Source organism: Streptomyces sp. NPDC026659, from assembly GCF_040638245.1.
In the GTDB taxonomy this organism is placed as follows: Bacteria; Actinomycetota; Actinomycetes; order Streptomycetales; family Streptomycetaceae; genus Streptomyces.
The window spans coordinates 51985-69214 of sequence record NZ_JBEZXY010000001.1; the positions used below are offsets into that span (position 1 = coordinate 51985).

At 71.4% G+C, this 17230-nt stretch carries 14 protein-coding genes and 1 pseudogene; 3 read left to right on the plus strand and 12 right to left on the minus strand.

Annotated features, from left to right (window positions below; genetic code table 11):
• Nucleotides 1-40: 40 nt before the first annotated feature.
• The 5 genes from AB0E91_RS00280 to AB0E91_RS00300 form a co-directional block, all read right to left on the minus strand.
• Complete coding sequence (locus tag AB0E91_RS00280; protein WP_361772813.1) at nt 41-1375, minus strand: wax ester/triacylglycerol synthase family O-acyltransferase; 1335 nt, start codon at nt 1373-1375, stop codon at nt 41-43.
• Between the two features lie 145 nt (nt 1376-1520).
• Nucleotides 1521-3902 carry a GH92 family glycosyl hydrolase gene (locus AB0E91_RS00285; protein ID WP_361772816.1) on the minus strand — a complete coding sequence of 794 codons (2382 nt, stop codon included), beginning with the start codon at nt 3900-3902 and terminating at the stop codon, nt 1521-1523.
• A gap of 120 nt (nt 3903-4022) precedes the next feature.
• Complete coding sequence (gene glgC, locus AB0E91_RS00290) at nt 4023-5243, minus strand: glucose-1-phosphate adenylyltransferase (RefSeq protein ID WP_161179973.1); 1221 nt, start codon at nt 5241-5243, stop codon at nt 4023-4025.
• Between the two features lie 52 nt (nt 5244-5295).
• Nucleotides 5296-6447, minus strand: coding sequence for a glycogen synthase (gene glgA, locus AB0E91_RS00295; protein WP_361772820.1), 1152 nt, complete (start codon nt 6445-6447; stop codon nt 5296-5298).
• Nucleotides 6448-6486: 39 nt separating this feature from the next.
• Nucleotides 6487-7221 (minus strand): (2Fe-2S)-binding protein, encoded by a 735-nt coding sequence (locus tag AB0E91_RS00300; RefSeq protein WP_361772823.1) that lies wholly within the window; start codon nt 7219-7221, stop codon nt 6487-6489.
• A 245-nt stretch (nt 7222-7466) separates the two neighbouring features.
• Here AB0E91_RS00300 and AB0E91_RS00305 point away from each other — a divergent pair, with 245 nt between their 5' ends.
• Entirely contained in the window at nt 7467-8477 is a 1011-nt protein-coding gene (locus AB0E91_RS00305; RefSeq protein ID WP_361772826.1) for a DMT family transporter, read from the plus strand.
• Nucleotides 8478-8543: 66 nt separating this feature from the next.
• On the opposite strand, the gene AB0E91_RS00310 is transcribed toward AB0E91_RS00305, so the two are convergent.
• Nucleotides 8544-9800 (minus strand): transglycosylase family protein, encoded by a 1257-nt coding sequence (locus tag AB0E91_RS00310; protein WP_361772829.1) that lies wholly within the window; start codon nt 9798-9800, stop codon nt 8544-8546.
• A gap of 330 nt (nt 9801-10130) precedes the next feature.
• Here AB0E91_RS00310 and gndA point away from each other — a divergent pair, with 330 nt between their 5' ends.
• On the plus strand, nt 10131-11570 hold the full coding sequence (gene gndA / locus AB0E91_RS00315) for an NADP-dependent phosphogluconate dehydrogenase (protein ID WP_361772832.1): 1440 nt from the start codon (nt 10131-10133) through the stop codon (nt 11568-11570).
• 575 nt (nt 11571-12145) lie between these two features.
• Here gndA and panD read toward each other — a convergent pair.
• From panD to AB0E91_RS00335, 4 genes and pseudogenes are all read right to left on the minus strand, one after another.
• Nucleotides 12146-12565, minus strand: a complete 420-nt coding sequence (gene panD / locus AB0E91_RS00320) for an aspartate 1-decarboxylase (RefSeq protein WP_361772835.1) — start codon at nt 12563-12565, stop codon at nt 12146-12148.
• Between the two features lie 122 nt (nt 12566-12687).
• Nucleotides 12688-13518 (minus strand): annotated as a pseudogene (locus tag AB0E91_RS00325) (IS5 family transposase).
• Between the two features lie 16 nt (nt 13519-13534).
• On the minus strand, nt 13535-13774 hold the full coding sequence (locus AB0E91_RS00330) for a hypothetical protein (RefSeq protein WP_361772838.1): 240 nt from the start codon (nt 13772-13774) through the stop codon (nt 13535-13537).
• A gap of 126 nt (nt 13775-13900) precedes the next feature.
• The gene (locus AB0E91_RS00335; RefSeq protein ID WP_361772841.1) at nt 13901-15145 is read right to left on the minus strand and encodes an oxygenase MpaB family protein; all 1245 of its coding nucleotides are present in this window, start codon (nt 15143-15145) and stop codon (nt 13901-13903) included.
• 119 nt (nt 15146-15264) lie between these two features.
• Between AB0E91_RS00335 and AB0E91_RS00340 the strand changes: the two genes are divergently transcribed.
• Nucleotides 15265-15831: a TetR/AcrR family transcriptional regulator gene (locus tag AB0E91_RS00340; RefSeq protein ID WP_361772844.1), complete on the plus strand. Its 567-nt coding sequence runs from the start codon at nt 15265-15267 to the stop codon at nt 15829-15831.
• Between the two features lie 14 nt (nt 15832-15845).
• Here the strand turns inward: AB0E91_RS00340 and AB0E91_RS00345 are convergent, their stop codons facing one another.
• On the minus strand, nt 15846-16661 hold the full coding sequence (locus AB0E91_RS00345; RefSeq protein ID WP_361772847.1) for a barstar family protein: 816 nt from the start codon (nt 16659-16661) through the stop codon (nt 15846-15848).
• A gap of 133 nt (nt 16662-16794) precedes the next feature.
• Complete coding sequence (locus AB0E91_RS00350) at nt 16795-17211, minus strand: hypothetical protein (protein WP_361772850.1); 417 nt, start codon at nt 17209-17211, stop codon at nt 16795-16797.
• Between the last annotated feature and the right edge of the window lie 19 nt (nt 17212-17230).

Consider the following 17230-nt stretch of genomic DNA (forward strand, 5'->3'; position numbering starts at 1 on the left):
TATCTCCCGGGCGATGATCAGCAGTCCTCGCGGACCACGATCAGCAGTCCTCGCAGGCCGTGATCAGCGCGGCCGTCTCGGCGGTGAGCGCGCGGGCCAGTACGTCCAGGTCGGGGACCGCGCGGGCGTCCGCGACGAGGCCGTAGTGGACGCGTCCCCGGTAGGTCGAGATGGCGACCGCGAGGGACTGGCCGGGGGCGAGCGGGGCGAGCGGGTAGACCTCCGTGAGCTGGTGGCCGCCGAGCTTCAGACCGATGCCGGGCAGGGGCACGCTGGTGACGAGGATGTCGAACCAGAGCCGGGCCGCCTGGCCGACCAGCGGACCGCCGAGCCGGTGTCCGAGCGCGGGCACGTGGTCCGCGAGCAGGGCGACGGCACCGGCGCCCCGGTGGGGGCCCGCGTCCTTGTTGCGCAGCATCGCGGTGCGCACCGAGTCCAGGCGGCCCAGCGGATCGGGGTCGCCGACCGGAAGCCGTATCAAGTATCCGGAGAGCCGGTTGCCCTGTGGGTGGGCGGTACGCGGGCGGCGCCGGGAGACGGGGATGAGCGCGCGCGGCGAGACGCCCTCGCTGCCGTCGCCGCGCTCGTCCAGCCAGCGGCGCAGGGCGCCCGCGACCACGGCGATCAGTACGTCGTTGACGGTGCCGCCGACGCTCTTGCGGATGCGGTGCACGTCGTCGATGTCGAGGACGGCCCCGGCGATCCGGCGGGTGCCGCTGGGCGCGGAGGTCAGCGCGGGCGTGGGCCGCATCCCGAGGGTGGAGCGGGCCAGCGAGGCGCCGATGTCCAGGGCCCGGCCCACGTCGGAGAAGGTGTCCTTGACCAGCCCCGGGACGCGGCCGGGCAGCGCGCGCACCTCGGAGAGCAGCCCGCGCGGCGGCTCGGCGGCACGCGGGGCGCGCTCGGGCAGCTCGACGGGGTCGAGGAGACCGGCCGCGAGCTTCAGCGCGCGCAGGCCGTCGGCGAGGGCGTGGTGGAACTTGAACAGCACGGCGAAGGAGACGCCGTCCTCGCCGGGCAGCACATGCGCCTCCCACGGCGGCCGGCCGCGCCCGAGCGGGCGCTGCATGAGCCGTCCGGCCATGGCGTGGAAGTCGGCGGTCGGGGCGTGCAGCCGTACATGGTCGAGGGGGTCGAAGTCCGGGACCTCCTCGCGGGCGGCGCCGCCGAAGGCGAGCGGCCGCCACACGTCGCGGATGCGCATGCGCAGGCCCGGTACGGCGGCGGCGCGCGCGGCGAGCAGGTCGGCGGCGTGCGCGCCCGCGGTCGGCGAGTGCGTGGCGAAGATCCCGAGGGCGCCCAGGTGCATCGGGTGCCGGTCGGACTCCATGTTCCAGAAGGCGAGGTCGAGTGGAGCGAGCGGGTCGGAAGTCAAGGGCGTCCCTCGCGGCGTCGACGGGTGGTTGTGTGCAGTCAATCCCCGAACCCTGATTACGGTCAAGTGCGATCACGTTACGCTCAGTTAACAGCAGATAAAGTCTCGCCACCGGAGACGGGGCGGAACTCGTCAGACCGTGAGGTCACCTCAGTGCCGGGGGCGCGGCACCGGGTGCCGTGCCCCACTCGGACGGGCGCGGGCCGACCGTGAACGCGAGCGTGCGCAGGGAACGCAGGGCGCCCGTGGTGAGCCAGGTCCGCGCGTGCGTGGTGCCGTCCGTGCGGACGCCCTGGATGTACCGGGCATCGGCCGAGGTGCCGGGCGCGGTGACGGTCAGCGTGCCCGTCGGCCAGTAGCGGCGGTCCAGGGTGAGGTCGACCCGGTCGAAGACGGGAGTGGACAGGCCCCAGGTGTCGTAGCCGGGCTGGACCGGGAAGATCCCGATCGAGGAGAGCACCATCCAGGCGGACATCGTGCCGAGGTCGTCGTTGCCGGTCATGCCGGTCGGTGTGTCGGTGAAGAGGGTGAGCGCGGCGTGCACCACGTCGGTGGTCTTCCAGGGCTGCCCGGTGGAGAGATAGGTGTAGGGGGCGATCAGGTCGGTCTCGTTCTGCGGGTTGTACGTGGTGGCGTTGTAGTAGTCGTACGGATCGCCGTGCACCCACACCCGGCGGGCGGTGCCCTCGGGGTCGGCGAGGAGCTGGTCGTAGGCGAAGAAGGAGTCCAGACGCTTTCCGGCCGCCTCCGGGCCGCCGATCAGGTCGATCATGCCGGGCAGGTCCTGCGGGACGAGCCACTGGTACTGCCAGGCGGTGCCCTCGTGGAAGCCGGTGCCCCGGGCCGGGTCGGCCGGTCCGGTGAAGGCGCCGGAGGCGTCGCGGGCACGGAAGAAGCCGGTCGACGGGTCGAGGACGTTGCGGTAGTTGCGGGCGCGGGCGGCGTAGCGGGCCGCGTCCTCCGGGTGGCCGAGACCGCGTGCCATCTGGGCCAGCATGGCGTCGGAGAGGGCGTACTCCAGGGTCGCGGAGGCACCGAAGTGGTAGTCGGAGTCGCCCATCTTGGCGTAGGGGCGCCCCTTGACGTACGGCGCGAAGCCCTGCGCCAGATACTCCTTGTTGGCCTCGCGGCCGACGCCCGGATAGGCGGCCGGGGGCACTCCGTCGGCGTTCTTCCGCAGCGCGCGGTACGCCCGCTCCTCGAAGCCCTTCAACAGGCCCATGTGGTAGGCGGTGGTGAGGAACGGGGTGACCGGGTCGCCGGTCATGATGTTCGTCTCGACCGTGCCGTAGCCCCACTTGGGCAGCCAGCCGCCGTCCTCGTCGATCCGCACCACCGAGCGCGCCATGTCACGGGCCTCGCGCGGGGCGAGCAGGGCGAGGAGCTGGGCCTGGGTGCGGTACGTGTCCCAGAGGGACCAGTTCTGGTAGTAGGTGAAGCCCTTGGCGTGGTGGGGCTTCCGGTCCCAGCCGGTGTAGCGGCCGTCGGCGTCGTTCCCGATGTTCGGCGCGAGGAACGAACGGTAGAGGGAGGAGTAGAAGGTGCGGCGCAGGGTGTCCGCGCCGCCGCCGACATGGACGGTGCCGAGCCGCCGCTCCCAGTCCGCGCGGGCCCGCTGCCGCACCGTGTCGAACGAACGGCCGCCCTCCGCACGGAGGTTGACGGCCGCGCCGCGCGCGTCCACGTACGACAGGGCGGTGGTCGCCTCCACGGTGCGGTCCCGCGTGGTGTCGAACCGTACGTACGCCCCGCCCGTCCCCGTCTTCGCGCCGTCGGTCACGGTGGAGCCGGTCCAGGTGCCGTGGGCGGTGAAGGGGCGGCTGAAGCGGGTGATCGTGTAGACGGTGTACGGCCCGGTGTCGCGGCAGAAGCCGTGGCCGCCGATCCGGGTGCGCACGGTGCGGTCGTCCAGGATCTCGACCTCGCTGCCGCCCGGTTTGTGCAGCGACTGGGCCGCGTTGAGCAGGACGTTGGCCTTGGTGGTGGCCGGGAAGGTGTAGCGCTGGACGCCGGTGCGGGCGGTCGCGGTCAGCTCGGCGCGGATGCCGGAGTCGAGGGCGACGCGGTAGTAGCCGGGGCCGGCCTCCTCGTCGGCATGGCTGAACCCGGCGGCGTAGCGGGCGTGGTCGGTGGAGGTCACGTCGCCGGTGGTGGGCAGGACGGGCAGGTCGCCGCCGATCGGGCAGCCGACGCCGGAGAGATGGACCAGCGAGAAGCCCCGGATGCGGCTCTGCCCGTAGTCGTAGCCGGTGCGGTGGCCGGTGTCCGGGGAGAGCTGGACCATGCCGAAGGGCACGGTGGCGCCGGGGAAGGTGTTGCCCTCGTTCCGGCTTCCGATGAAGGGGTTGACCAGGTCGGCGAGGTGGCCGTCGGCCCGCGCCGCGGCCCCGGCGGTGGCGCCTGCGGTGGCCCCTGCGGGAGCGCCCGCGGCGGAACTCGCGGCGGGGCTCTCGGTGGGGTTCGCGACCAGCGCGGACGCTGCCAGCACTCCGGCCAGGCACAGCCGGGTACGCCGGGTCCGTCTCATGGATGGCCTCTCGGGGTTCGACGTCGTTGCCTGCATCGTGCGGGTCGGACGACGTGAACCCGGGCATCCCGGGCGGAATGTGTCGGCGCGTCGCGGAACTGGCCGTGCGTGGAGCGGGGGTCAGGACACCAGTTGCCCCTTCCCCAACGCGATGACCCCGCCCTTCGAGACGGTGTACAGCTCGGCGTCCCGCTCCGGGTTGACCCCGATGGTCGCGCCCGGCGGAACCTCCACGTTCTTGTCCAGTACGGCGCCCCGCACCACCGCGCCCCGGCCCACGCGCACGTTGTCGTGCAGCACCGAGCCCTGGACGACCGCGCCCGGGTCGATCCGCACCCCCGGCGAGAGCACCGAGCGGGTGACCTGGCCCCGGATCAGGCAGCCCGCGCTGATGATGGACTCGCTCGCGATGCCGCCCGCGTTGAAGCGGGCCGGGGAGAGCTGGCCCGAGTGGGTGTAGATGGGCCACTGGCGGTTGTAGAGGTTGAACGCCGGACGCTCGGCGATCAGGTCCATATGGGCGTCGTAGTAGGCGTCGAGCGTGCCCACGTCGCGCCAGTAGCCCTGGTCGCGGCTGGTCTCGCCGGGCACGTGGTTGTCGCCGAAGTCGTAGAGCTGGGCCTCGCCCCGGCCGGTGAGCTGGGGCAGGATCGAGCCGCCCATGTCGTGCACGGACTCCTCGTCCTCCGCGTCCCGTTGGAGCGCCTCGATCAGGACCTTGGTGGTGAAGATGTAGTTGCCCATCGAGGCGAACACCGAGGCCGGGTCGTCGGCGAGGCCGGGCGGGTCGGCGGGCTTCTCCAGGAAGCGCTGGACCGTACGGCCGTCCGAGCCCGGGGTAATCACGCCGAACGACGAGGACTCCGCCCGGGGCACCCGCATACCGGCCACCGTGACACCCGCGCCGCCCTCGATGTGCTGCCGGAGCATCTGCCGGGGGTCCATGCGGTAGACGTGGTCGGCGCCGAACACCGCGACGTACTCGGGCTGTTCGTCGTGGACCAGGTTGAGCGACTGCAGGAGCGCGTCGGCACTGCCGAGAAACCAGCGCGGGCCGAGCCGCTGTTGCGCCGGGACCGGGGTGACGTAGTTGCCGAGCAGGCTGGACATCCGCCAGGTGGTGGTGACGTGCCGGTCCAGCGAGTGCGACTTGTACTGGGTGAGCACGCAGATGCGTAGCACGTCGGCGTTGACCAGGTTGGACAGCACGAAGTCGACCAGCCGGTAGGTGCCGCCGAAGGTGACCGCGGGTTTGGCGCGGTCCGTGGTGAGCGGCATCAGCCGCTTGCCCTCCCCGCCCGCCAGGACGATCCCGAGTACCGAAGGTCCCCCTCGCCGCATGGCCACTCCCCTCACCGTGGATGAACCCATGGATGCCCCCGCACCGGGGGGACTAAGCCTGCGCGAGGATCTCCCCGTACAGCGCCACCGTGCGCCGGGCCACCGCGTCCCAGCCGAACTCCGTCGTCGCGCGCACCCGTCCGGCCTCGCCCATACGGGCGCCCGCCGCCGGATCGGCGAGCACGGTGTCCAGGGCGCGGGCGAGGTTCGTCTCGAACTCCCCGTCCACGTCGACCAGTAGGCCCGTGCGCCCGTCGTCGACGACCTCCGGGATGCCGCCGGTCCGGGAGGCCACCACGGGCGTCCCGCAGGCCATGGCCTCCAGATTGACGATGCCCAGCGGCTCGTAGACCGATGGGCACACGAACACGGCGGCGTGGGTGAGGAGTTGGATGACGTCCGTGCGCGGCAGCATCTGCGGGATCCACAGCACGCCCGCCCGCTCCGCGCTCACCTCCTGGTACAGCTCGCGGAACTCCCGGTCGATCTCCGGGGTGTCGGGCGCGCCCGCGCACAGCACCACCTGCGCATCGGGGTCGATCCGCCGTACGGCACGCAGGAGTTGGGGTACGCCCTTCTGCCGGGTGATCCGGCCGACGAAGAGGACGTAGGGCCGCTCGGGGTCAACTCCGTTGCGGACCAGGGCTTCCGTACCCGGATCGGGGCGGTACAGACCGGTGTCGATGCCGTTGTGGATCACGTGGACGCGGGCCGGGTCGAGTGCCGGGTAGCAGGCCAGGATGTCGTCGCGCATCGCGCCGGAGACGGCGATCACGGCGTCCGCCGCCTCGATCGCGGTGCGCTCGGCCCAGCTCGACAGGGCGTATCCGCCGCCGAGTTGCTCGGCCTTCCAGGGGCGCAGCGGCTCCAGCGAGTGGGCGGTCACGACGTGCGGGACGCCGTGGAGCAGCTTGGCGAGGTGGCCTGCGAGGTTGGCGTACCAGGTGTGCGAGTGGACCAGGTCGCGGCCCTCCAGCGCGGCGGTCATGGAGAGGTCCACGGAGAAGGTGCGCAGCGCGTCGTTGGCGTCGTCCAGGGCGGGCCAGGGGCGGTGACGTACGACGCCGGTGCTGCGGCCCTCGCCCCAGCAGTGCACCTCCAGGTCGACCAGCTGGGACAACTCCCGCGCCAGGAACTCGACATGGACGCCCGCACCGCCGTACACGTCCGGGGGGAACTCCCGGGTCAGCAGTCCCACTCGCACCGGACAACCCCCTGGACTCGGCGGCAGGTTCCCTCATGGTCACCCAGAAGCGGCGCGCGGGGAAGAGCCCGGGGCGCGGGTGAAGCAGCAGTCTCCGCAGACCCCGCCACCGGGGACGCGGTAGTAGAGGCAGCAGCTGCGGCGGCGGAACGCGGTCCCGGCACGCACTCCGGTGCCGCGCAGCGGGGGCCGGGCGAACAGGGCGTCGGTGAGGGCGGCGGCTCGCTCGGCCACGTCGGTACGGCCGTTCGCCCGTGCCCAGTGGTCCAGTTGGCGCGCGGCTCCCACGAGCGCCGAGGCCGCGTTGCCCCACAGGAGCCCGGCCGCGATCCCGTGGCGGACTCTCAGGGTGTCCCCCAGGGGTTCGAGGTGGGCGCGCAGGACGGTGTCCGCGAGGGTGTCCGCGTCCCCCGGCAGCGGGCGTACGCCGGTGAGCCACAGGTCGTCGGGGGCGCTCGCCGCGGGGTCCCAGTGGAGCGGTCCCAGGTCGGGGACCTCGCCGTACAGCGCGGCGCAGGCCAGCGCGGGCGACCACAGCCGGGCGGCGAGGCCCTGTTGCGCGATGGAGGCGCGGACGCGGGGCTCGGTCGTACGGAGGCGGTCGCCGATCAGGGCGACGCGGGCGTCCAGGGCGTCGAGTTGAACGCCGGGACCGGCCGTCCCGTACACCTCCGTGAGGAGCTGCCCAGGCGCGCGGGCACCGTCCGGGAGCGTGCGCAGGGCGAAGAAGCCGCCGAGCGGGCGCAGTGCGGTGAGGTCGGGATCGAGGGCCACGTCCGCACTTGTATCAGGCGTATCAGGGTCGGCTCGGGGTCGGACGTCAGGGCGGAGTCAGGGCAGGGCGGGCGAAGTCACCCGCCTCGGGGATGATCGGGAGGCTTTCGTACTCCATCGGCAGTAGGACGCATCGCGTGCTCAGGGACGACGACTTGGGGCGCGCGGTGGGGCAGAGTTGCGCCCATGGAAGCCAGCCGCGCGCCGCGCAGGGTCCAGCGAACCCATGTCCGAGGGAGCCGTTCATGAGCGCCCTCGCACTGTCCGTCCTGTTGTCGTTCGTGTCCGCCGTGGCGTACGCGGGCGGCGCCCTCGCGCAGGAGCGGGTCGCGGTGTCCTGCCCCGACGCCCGGTTCCTGCCGCTGCGCCGGGCCGGCTGGTGGGCGGCGCTCGGACTGAACGGGCTCGGCGCCGTACTGCACGTCGTCGCGCTCGCCTACGGCCCGCTGAGTCTGGTCCAGCCGCTGGGCGCGCTGACCATCGTCTTCGCGCTGCCGATGGCGGTGCTGTTCGTGGGCCGTCCGACGGGGGCGGCCGCCTGGCGGGGTGCGGTCATGGCGACGGCGGGGCTCGCGGGGCTGCTCGCCCTGGTCGGCTCGGCCGAGGCGCACAACCTGGACCCGGCCCGGCGGATGGCCGTCGCGCTGGTGACCGGCGGGGTGGTCGTGGCGCTGATCGTGGCGGGCCGCGCCGCGCACCGCAGTCCGGCGGTGCGCGGGGTGTTCCTCGCGGCCGGAGCCGGTACGGCCTTCGGCATGGGATCGGTGTTCACGAAGACGGTCGCCGCCGACTGGAGCGACGGGCCCGGCCTCGGCGATCTGACCTCGCTGGCACTCATCGGCGTGTTCTCGGCGGCGGGCGTGCTGCTCTCGCAGGCGGCCTACCGGGGCGGTGGCCTGGCCGCCCCCCTGGCCACGCTGACCGTGGTCAACCCGGTGCTGGCGGCGGTGGTCGGCATTCTGATGTTCGGCGAGACGTTCCGCCACGGCACGACGGGCACGATGCTCGCGCTGGCGTGCGGGGTGGTGACGGCGGGCGGCCTGATCCTGCTGACGACGGAGCGGCCGGAGGCGGAGGCGGAGGCGGGCGCGGAGGTGCCCGCGGCGCGGGCGGAGCTGTCCGAGGCGTGCGCCGAGGGCCTGCTGCCGGTGGATTTTCCGGTGGACGCCGTCAAGCTGCTGCCCGCACCCCGGCGCGCCGAGGCGCTCGTACCGGACGTGGACGCCGTACGCGGACCTGAGGGACGCGCCGCCTGAACGGTTCGCGGGAGCGGTTGAACGTAGTACGGCCCGTCGGGCCCGGCCGCAACGGCCGGGCCGCGCTCAGAGCCTGACGCCGTGTGACCTCAGGAACCCGAGCGGGTCGACGTCCGTGCCGAAGCCGGGGCCCGTCCGCACCTCGAAGTGCAGGTGCGGGCCCGTCACGTTGCCGGTCGCGCCGGACCGGCCGACGCGCTGCCCCATGGCCACGTTCTGCCCGGCCCGTACGGCGATCGCGGAGAGGTGGGCGTACTGCGTGTACCGGCCGTCGGCGTGCCGGATGACCACCTGGTAGCCGTACGACCCGCCCCAGCCCGCCGCCACCACGTGCCCGGCGGCGGCCGCCCTGACCGAGGTGCCGGTGGGCACCAGGAAGTCGACGCCCGTGTGGTAGCCCTTCGACCAGTGGGAGCCGCCCGCGCGGTAGCCGGTGCCGACGGCGGCGCTGACCGGGGCCATGAACCCGCTCGTGGGGGCGGGTTGCGCGGCGGTCTTGTGGGTGGGGGCCTTGGGCGTGGGCGCCTTGTGCGCGGGCGCCCTGGGCGCGGGGGTCCTGTGTTCCGGGGCGGCCTGCTTGCGCGCGGGCTTGCTCTCCGGGGTCGTCGTACGGGCGGTCGTCCCGGAGCCGGGCCGCAGGCTGAGCCGCTGCCCCGGCAGGATCAGGTCGGGATCGGAGCCGATGGCCGCCCGGTTGCCCGCGTACAGCCCGCGCCAGCCGCCGCGCACGTCGTGCTCGTCGGCGATGCCGGAAAGGGTGTCGCCGTGCACGACCGTGTACATCTCGGCGCGGCCCGCGCGGGACTGGGGGATGGTCTGCGGGCTCACGTCGTGCGCCTTCTCGCTCCGCGCGGGGCGGACGGGGGCGCTTTCGGTGTGTGGCGTGGCGGTGCCCGTGCGGGCCGGGGTGGCGGCGGTGTGGGCCGGGGAATAGGCCGGGGCTCCGCCCCTGGTGAGCCCCGCCCGTACCGAGCAGACGGGCCACGCGCCCGGACCCTGTCCGTCGAGGACCTTCTCGGCGACGGCGATCTGCTGCTCGCGGGTGGCCAGGTCGGCGCGGGGTGCGTAACGGGTGCCGCCGTACGCCTCCCAGGTGGAGCGGGTGAACTGGAGCCCGCCGTAGAAGCCGTTGCCCGTGTTGATGCTCCAGTCGCCGCTGGACTCGCAGGCGGCGACCTTGTTCCAGGTGGAGGAGGCGGCCGCGTCGGCGGTGCCGGCGGCGACCAGCGGGATCGCGAGTCCGGCGCCTCCCGCCGTGACGGTGAGTGAGGCCCGGTTGATCCTGCTGGGCTGGTACCGGCGATGCCGGCCGCGTACGGCCATCTCCGCAATCCCCTCGACATGTGCCAGGAGGGGCAAAAGTAAGCGTGGGGAACAGGCCGTGACAAGAGGGGAATCCGGCCGAAGTCGGCGGACGATTCGCCCCTTGTGGGCGTTTTCTGATGGGGTGAAAGCAGCCGCCTCCCCGGGCACGGCGGTGCCCTCCGCAGCGGATTTCGCCCTACGCTCCCGTGAACTGAGCCGAGGGGCGCCTCCCGTCCGTAAACATGCGTGGCGGGCCGGATGTGCGCCCGCCGGGGCGGCGCGACAGGATGGGCCGCGAGGCCCGCACCGACGGAGCCGCACACCACGATTGCAGCTAGGGAGCACGGTATGAGCAGTTCAGCGCAGATCGGCGTCACCGGCCTCGCGGTCATGGGCCGCAATCTGGCCCGGAACTTCGCGCGCAACGGCTACACGGTCGCCGTGCACAACCGCACGGCGTCGAAGACGCGTGAGCTGGTCGAGGAGTTCGGCGGCGAGGGCGAGTTCGTCCCGGCCGAGACCGCGAAGGAGTTCGTGGAGGCCCTGGAGCGCCCGCGCCGCCTGGTCATCATGGTGAAGGCCGGTGAGCCGACGGACGCGGTGATCGAGGAGTTCGCGCCGCTCCTGGAGCCCGGCGACATGATCATCGACGGCGGCAACGCGCACTTCGCGGACACCCGGCGCCGGGAACGGGAACTGCGCGAACAGGGCATCCACTTCGTCGGCACGGGCATCTCCGGCGGCGAGGAGGGCGCGCTCCACGGGCCGAGCATCATGCCGGGCGGCTCGGTGGAGTCGTACGACTCGCTGGGCCCGATGCTGGAGAAGATCTCCGCGAAGGCGGCCGACGGCGCCCCCTGTGTGACGCACGTGGGCCCCGACGGCGCCGGGCACTTCGTGAAGATGGTGCACAACGGCATCGAGTACGCCGACATGCAGCTGATCGGTGAGGCGTACCAGCTGCTGCGCGACGTCGCCGGCTACTCCCCCGCCGAGATCGCGGACATCTTCCGCACCTGGAACCGGGGCCGTCTCGACTCCTACCTGATCGAGATCACCGCCGAGGTGCTGTCCCACGTGGACGCGGAGACCGGCAAGCCCTTCGTGGACGTGGTGGTCGACCAGGCCGAGCAGAAGGGCACCGGCCGCTGGACGGTCCAGATCGCCCTCGACCTCGGCGTCCCGGTCTCGGGCATCGCCGAGGCGGTCTTCGCCCGCTCGCTCTCCGGCCACGCGGCGCTGCGCGAGGCCTCGCGCGACCTGGCGGGCCCCACGCCGACGCCGCTGAGCAAGGAGGAGGCCGCCGCCTTCGCGGACAAGGTCGAGCAGGCGCTGTACGCCTCCAAGATCGTCTCGTACACCCAGGGCTTCCACGAGATCGCGGCGGGCAGCGCGGAGTACGACTGGGACATCGACCTCGGCGAGGTCGCCTCGATCTGGCGCGGCGGCTGCATCATCCGCGCGGCCTTCCTCGACCGCATCCGCGCCGCGTACGACGCCCGCCCCGACCTGCCGAGCCTCCTCTCCGACGAGACCTTCGCCCGCGAGATCGCCGAGGCCCAGGACGACTGGCGCGAGGTCCTCGTCGCCGCCACCCGCCAGGGCGTCCCCGCCCCCGGCTTCGCGGCGGCCCTCGCGTACTACGACGCGCTGCGCGCGGACCGCCTCCCGGCGGCACTGACGCAGGGGCAGCGGGACTACTTCGGCGCCCACACCTACCGGCGCGTGGACAAGGACGGCTCGTTCCACACGCTGTGGGGCGGGGACCGGGCGGAGGTCCAGGCGTAGGTGACGCGCGGAGGGGTGGGGTGGCGGAGGCGACCGGAGTCGCCGAGGCTGCCTCGCCCCTCCGGGGTGAGCGGGAGCCGGGTCGGACCAGGCCCTTCACTCCTCCGGCGTGAGCGGCGGCCCCGGCTCCGGGTTCGGCACGGGCTCCGGGCCCGGCGGAATGGGAGACGGTGACGGCCCCGGCGGCACGGGTGACGGCGGCGGGACCGGCTCGGGACTCGGAGGCACGGGCGGCACCGGAGACGGTGGCGTCGGCGACGGGCCGGGCGGCACCGGGGACGGCGGGGTCGGCTCAGGACCTGGCGGTACCGGAGGCGGCGTCGGCCCCGGTCCCGGCGGCGTCGGCCCGGGGCCCGGTTCCGGAGGCGGTACGGGGCTCGGCTCCGGAGGCGGTACGGGGCTCGGGTACGGATCCGGCGGCGTGGGACCCGGACCGGGCGGCGGGGCCGGGGGTACGGGGTCGGGGTTCGGCTGGGTCATGACTGTCCTCCGGGCGGTCCCGGAACTGGTGGCCACGGGACCACCACCCGACTACCCGCAGCCCGCCGCCTCACTCGGCCCCGACCCACAACCGGTCAGGCGGACACGGCCTGCGGGCTCCGCTCCTGGTCCGACCCCGGCACCGGCTCGGAGGGGTCGGCCCCGAGGGCGACGATCCGGTTCTCCCCGTCGACATGCACGACCTTCGGCTTCAGCGCCCGCGCCACGGCGTCGTCGACCTGCGCATAGCTGATCAGAATCACCAGGTCCCCGGGGTGCACCAGATGCGCGGCCGCCCCGTTGATCCCGATCACCCCGGACCCACGCTCACCCTCGATGACGTACGTCTCCAGCCGGGCCCCATTGGTGATGTCCACGATGTGCACGAGCTCGCCGGGCAGCAGATCGGCGGCGTCCAACAGGTCCGCGTCGATGGTCACGGATCCCACATAGTGCAGGTCGGCCTGGGTGACGGTGGCGCGGTGAATCTTGGACTTGAACATCGTGCGCAGCATTCTTGACTCCCGAAAGACGGCTCCCTGCCTGCTTTCTGCAGGTCAAGGGCACTATCCATTCTACACTGGCGCGCACCGGGCTCGAAGATCGTGAGGAACATCGGTTCGATCAGGCGAGCCGCTTACCGGTAGCACCAGATCTGAGCGGAATCACCTACCCGTACCTCCTTAGACGCCATTTCACTGGTGAGTCTGCGGTTACATATGAGGGTCGCGATGAAGGCGGGGAAGTGTTCCGGCTTGCTCGTAGCGACGACGGAGACGACGGCAGCCGGACAACCAAGGACAGGGTCCGCTCCACGGCCCAGCGGTGCCGGCCCAGGTATCGGGACGACTCGACGCCCTTGCGGGCGAGACGGTGCTGGATGCCACAGGAAGCAAGCCATCGTCGCAGGCGGCGATAGTCGTAGCCTGTGTCGCCATGCGGCTTGCCGGCCGCCGACGCCGGAGGCCGCGACGGGAACGGATGGGCGGAATTCCGCGGACCAGCGGGATAAGAGCCTGGCTGTCGTGGAGGTTGGCAGCGGAGATGCCGATCGACAGGGGCAGGCCCCGGCGGTCCACGAGCAGGTGGATTTTCGATCCCTTCTTGCCGCGGTCGGTCGGATTCGGTCCTGCCAGCTGCCCCCTTTGAGGGCCCGGACGCTGACGGATCCGATCGCGTACCGCGACCAGTCCAGCTCACCCCGGGCGCCAAGTCCGTCCAGGACCAGGCGGTGGAGCTTGGCCCACACCCTGGCCGCGGTCCACTCGGTGAACCGCCGGAAGGCGTTGACCCCGACAGCCCGAAGCCCGGCGGGAGTTGATTCCAGGTGCAGCCCGAAGTGCCCACGAAGACGATCGCGGCCAGCACCTCGCGATCCCCTCTCCGACGACGCCCTCCGCCCTGCAGACGAGCCGGCGCCGGGGGGCGCCACCCGCTGGAACAACGTCCACAGCTCTTCTGGCGCCATCCGCTCTACAAGTCGTCTAAATCATCATCACAACAAAGAAAGAGCCCACCAGCAAAAACCCGGCAATACCTGAAATGATGCCATTTCGGCGGAGTGCCGACACATCCTCCAGATCACCTTTTCGCCTCAGGTCACGAATGGTGAAAAAAGATGCGGCGGCGAGAACCAGAGCAATTCCCCCGATTCCACACAGGATGAAACCTGTCAATCTGAGCCACAACAGGGCGCCACTCGCCTCGGAAGCAGCCTCGTACATCGGACCCCCTTGATCACCCGGACGGAGAACCAATCCAACGTACGGCACATCCGGCAGCTCCCTGTCTGCTTTCTGCAGGGCAAGGGCGCCGTTCACCCTCCACCGCCACGCCTCGGAGTCGACGGTTCAGAGCGGCAGTCGCCCGATCTCCTGCCGCGCCCCCTCGAACAGCATGCGAGCGCGCTTACGCCGGAACTCCATCCCGACGCGGTCAAGGTGTCGGCGTCCACGCTCGGAGGTCCCCACGACGAGGGACGCGGCGAGGTTCTTCGTGATCACGGCCGGTACCGCCCACGGCAGCGTGACGGGAAGGCCCAGGTCCTGCAGGCTCCGCTTGCCGAGGAAGTACCGCAGCATGCCCAGGAGACGTGCCTGGGCGTAGCGGGCGCGGAGTGAGGTCAGCCGGCCGTGGTCCAGGTGTCGTTCTCCGTCGACGATCGCGGCCGACAGGGCCGCACCCGCAGGGGTCTGGCCGTCCTGGGCGAGCAGGACGTGGTAGTTGAAGGTGTTCTGCTCGCGTTCCGTGTCGAAGAGCCAGTCCTCGTTCACGCCGAGGAGCAGGCCGACGTACTTCCAGAGGTGCATCACCGCGAGGGAGTCCTCCGCGCTCACGTGCCTGCCGAGGAAGCGGGCGCCCAGGAGGAGGGTGCTGTTGAAGAGGCCGAGGGTGCCGGCCTGGTCGGACTGATTGACGGGGAGGCCCCAACGGTCCACGTCCCAGCGGCCGTTGGTCTCGAAGCGGTCGTTGATCAGCGCGTGCATCGCGCGTACGTGGACCGTGAGCCGGAACCCCTCTCCGTCGCGTCGCATCCCGCCCGGCTCGACCACCGCACGCGTCCACGTCTCGGTCTCGCCGAGCCGTCTCATGGCGTTCGAACCCGACAGACCGCCCGTGGCGACCAGCAGGTCGGCGGGTCCGCCGTACCGGTAGCCGCCGATCAGGGAGAGCTGCAGCAGGACATCGGTCGCGGTCCGTCCCATCCGCCGGACCACGGCGGCGCCCCGCTCCAGGAGGTCGAAGTCGACCCAGTCCGGCACCTCGTCGACGACCGCGAAGAAGCTCAGCAGGGCGGCCGGGGCATCGGGGACGGACTGAACGCCCTCGTCGAGTGCCGTCCTGAACTGGGCCATGGTGACGCGTTCCGTCTTCGCGGTGCCGTCCTTGCGCATGGCGCGGACCAGGGCCGCTCCCGGTTCGTCGCGGGCGTACATACGTCGGCCGATGAGGTCGAGCAGCTCCTCGTCCACGTGATCGACGCCGGCCACGCGCCGCAGGACTCTGCCCATGCGGAGGCTGCGCTCCGGTGCGCCGCGGAAGCGTCGCGGATACGGCGAGGTCTCCCGCCCGTCTTGTGCGTCGAGTGGAGTCACGTTTGGATGCTGACACGAGCGATTACTCGCGTTCAATTCGCGTTCTCGGAGTGAACATGACCCTTGGCTCACCGCGGCGTGCAGCCCGACGGATCCCCCGGCAGGACCGGTCCCGCGCCATGGTCGAGCGGATCCTCACGGCCGGTCGCGAGGTGCTCCTGGAGCGGGGGTACGAGCGCGCCAGTACCAGCCGGATCGCCGCCGCTGCCGGGATCAGCCCGGGGTCCCTGTACCAGTACTTCCCGGACAAGGAGGCGATCCTTGGCCGGGTGCTCGATCAGTACGTCGAGCGGCTGCACCTTCGCATCACCGACGCGTTCGTGTCCCACCTCGACGCCACCGACAGCGTCCGCAGCACGATCGGGGCCCTGCTGGACGCCCTGGAGGGCGACGCCGGTCTGCTGCGCGTGGTCTACGAGCAGCTGCCGCGCAGCGCCAACCCGCAGCGGGCCGAGTTCGTACGGCGCGTCGACGACCTCGTGACCACCGCGCTCCTGTTCCGGCGCCGTCCGGCCGTGGGGCCGGTGCGTTCGGGGGCCTGGATTCTCGTGCGCACCATCGAGTCCGTGACGGTCGGCTACGTCCTCGATCCCCCGCCGATCGACCGCGAGGCGATCATCGACGAACTCACTCGGCTCATCGAGGGGTATCTGGCCGCCCCTTCCTCCCCTGGGGCCGCGCCCTGACCCCATGAGGCGGCTTACGCCAACTCGACGGTGACCCCGCGTCGTTCGAAGCAACTGACGATCTGGTCCAGCACGGAGGCGTTCGGGAGGTAGGTGGGCAGGCTCCCGAGCGCGCCCACCGCCACCTCGGAGTTCTCCCAGACGAGACGGAAAGGAGCGGCCGGGCCGAATCCGCCGAAGAGGCAGTCGTCGAGCGCGGCGATGTTGCTGCCGTAGTGCCCGCCGGGCCCGTTCATGGCCTCGCCAATGGCGCAGTAGAAACTCGTGAGATCACTGATGTTCGCACCATCGAGGGTGTACCGCTCACGACGCGGGTCCACCTTCTCGCCACCGCGCCGGTACTTCCCGGCGACCTCGATCCACCCTTTCCTCCGGCCTGCCGAAAGGCGCACCCACTCGTTCACGGAGGCAGGCGGTCCACTGCTCCAGGCTCTCCAGACTTCACCGGCCCCGGCTTCGGGCAGCGAGCCCACCCAGCAGGCCACCGTGGCCACGGCCGTCCCGTCGCCCCCCTCCTCCCAGTGCTCCAGCGTCACGGCTCCCACGAAATACGAGCCGATGGTCCGACCGGTCGTGTCGTGGACGTCGATCCACGCGTTCCCGAGTTCGCCCCCGAGATCCCCTCGGGCCTGCCACGCCCTCCGCAACACCCCCGACGGCTCCACTCCGATCAGCCGGGGGCGCACCCAGAATCCGTCCCCCTCACCATCGAAATCCACCTCGGAACTGAATTCGGACAGGGCGTCCGCATGTCCAACGAAGAAATCCTGGACGTCGGAGAAGAATCCGAGATTCCTGCCGTCTTCGTCGTCCGCGCGGAGGGAGAACATGAGACTTCCATTCTTGGATGGAACCCTGGGAACTCACACAGGCGAACTCCCAGGGTTCCAGAGCAACCAACCGGCCGACGAACGGGATCGTGCGAATCATCCCTCGACCGTTTGCCCCGGCTACGGAACGGCACTAATCAGGCGATCCGGGGACGGTAAATCCGGATGTCTCGTCCCATGGAACTCCGTGCCACTCCGTCAGGGCGTAGGCCATGATCCGGTCATTGACCACAGGATCGGTTACCCCACTGAGAACAGTTGTCATCATGAGATCCCGCCCCTGAAGATCGTCGTTGCTCAACGCCTCACGAGCGCTCTCGAGGTAAATGTCCACGATCTCTCCGCCGACGCTCACCTGAATATACTGCTCCATGATCGCACCTCCGGGGCGGGCGACCTGGATTCTACTGGCAGCCCAGCCCTCGCCTTCCCTGATCGCACCAGGGGAGACGTCGGAATCATCAGCCAGCAGGTACGCCAGAAGGTGATGCAAGCACTCCAGAGCGGCCTTGCCGCCTGAACGCCCGAGGGCGCCACACTCAAATGCCATGATCGCTTACCCTTGAAAC

Excerpts from the sequence above, each read along its gene's own strand:
- AB0E91_RS00310 (WP_361772829.1), bottom strand. The coding sequence starts at position 9,800 with ATGGCCGTACGCGGCCGGCATCGCCGGTACCAGCCCAGCAGGATCAAC.
- AB0E91_RS00350 (WP_361772850.1), bottom strand. The coding sequence starts at position 17,211 with ATGGCATTTGAGTGTGGCGCCCTCGGGCGTTCAGGCGGCAAGGCCGCT.
- AB0E91_RS00285 (WP_361772816.1), bottom strand. The coding sequence starts at position 3,902 with ATGAGACGGACCCGGCGTACCCGGCTGTGCCTGGCCGGAGTGCTGGCA.
- AB0E91_RS00330 (WP_361772838.1), bottom strand. The coding sequence starts at position 13,774 with ATGTACGAGGCTGCTTCCGAGGCGAGTGGCGCCCTGTTGTGGCTCAGA.
- panD (WP_361772835.1), bottom strand. The coding sequence starts at position 12,565 with ATGCTGCGCACGATGTTCAAGTCCAAGATTCACCGCGCCACCGTCACC.
- glgC (WP_161179973.1), bottom strand. The coding sequence starts at position 5,243 with ATGCGGCGAGGGGGACCTTCGGTACTCGGGATCGTCCTGGCGGGCGGG.
- gndA (WP_361772832.1), top strand. The coding sequence starts at position 10,131 with ATGAGCAGTTCAGCGCAGATCGGCGTCACCGGCCTCGCGGTCATGGGC.
- AB0E91_RS00305 (WP_361772826.1), top strand. The coding sequence starts at position 7,467 with ATGAGCGCCCTCGCACTGTCCGTCCTGTTGTCGTTCGTGTCCGCCGTG.
- AB0E91_RS00345 (WP_361772847.1), bottom strand. The coding sequence starts at position 16,661 with ATGTTCTCCCTCCGCGCGGACGACGAAGACGGCAGGAATCTCGGATTC.
- AB0E91_RS00340 (WP_361772844.1), top strand. The coding sequence starts at position 15,265 with ATGGTCGAGCGGATCCTCACGGCCGGTCGCGAGGTGCTCCTGGAGCGG.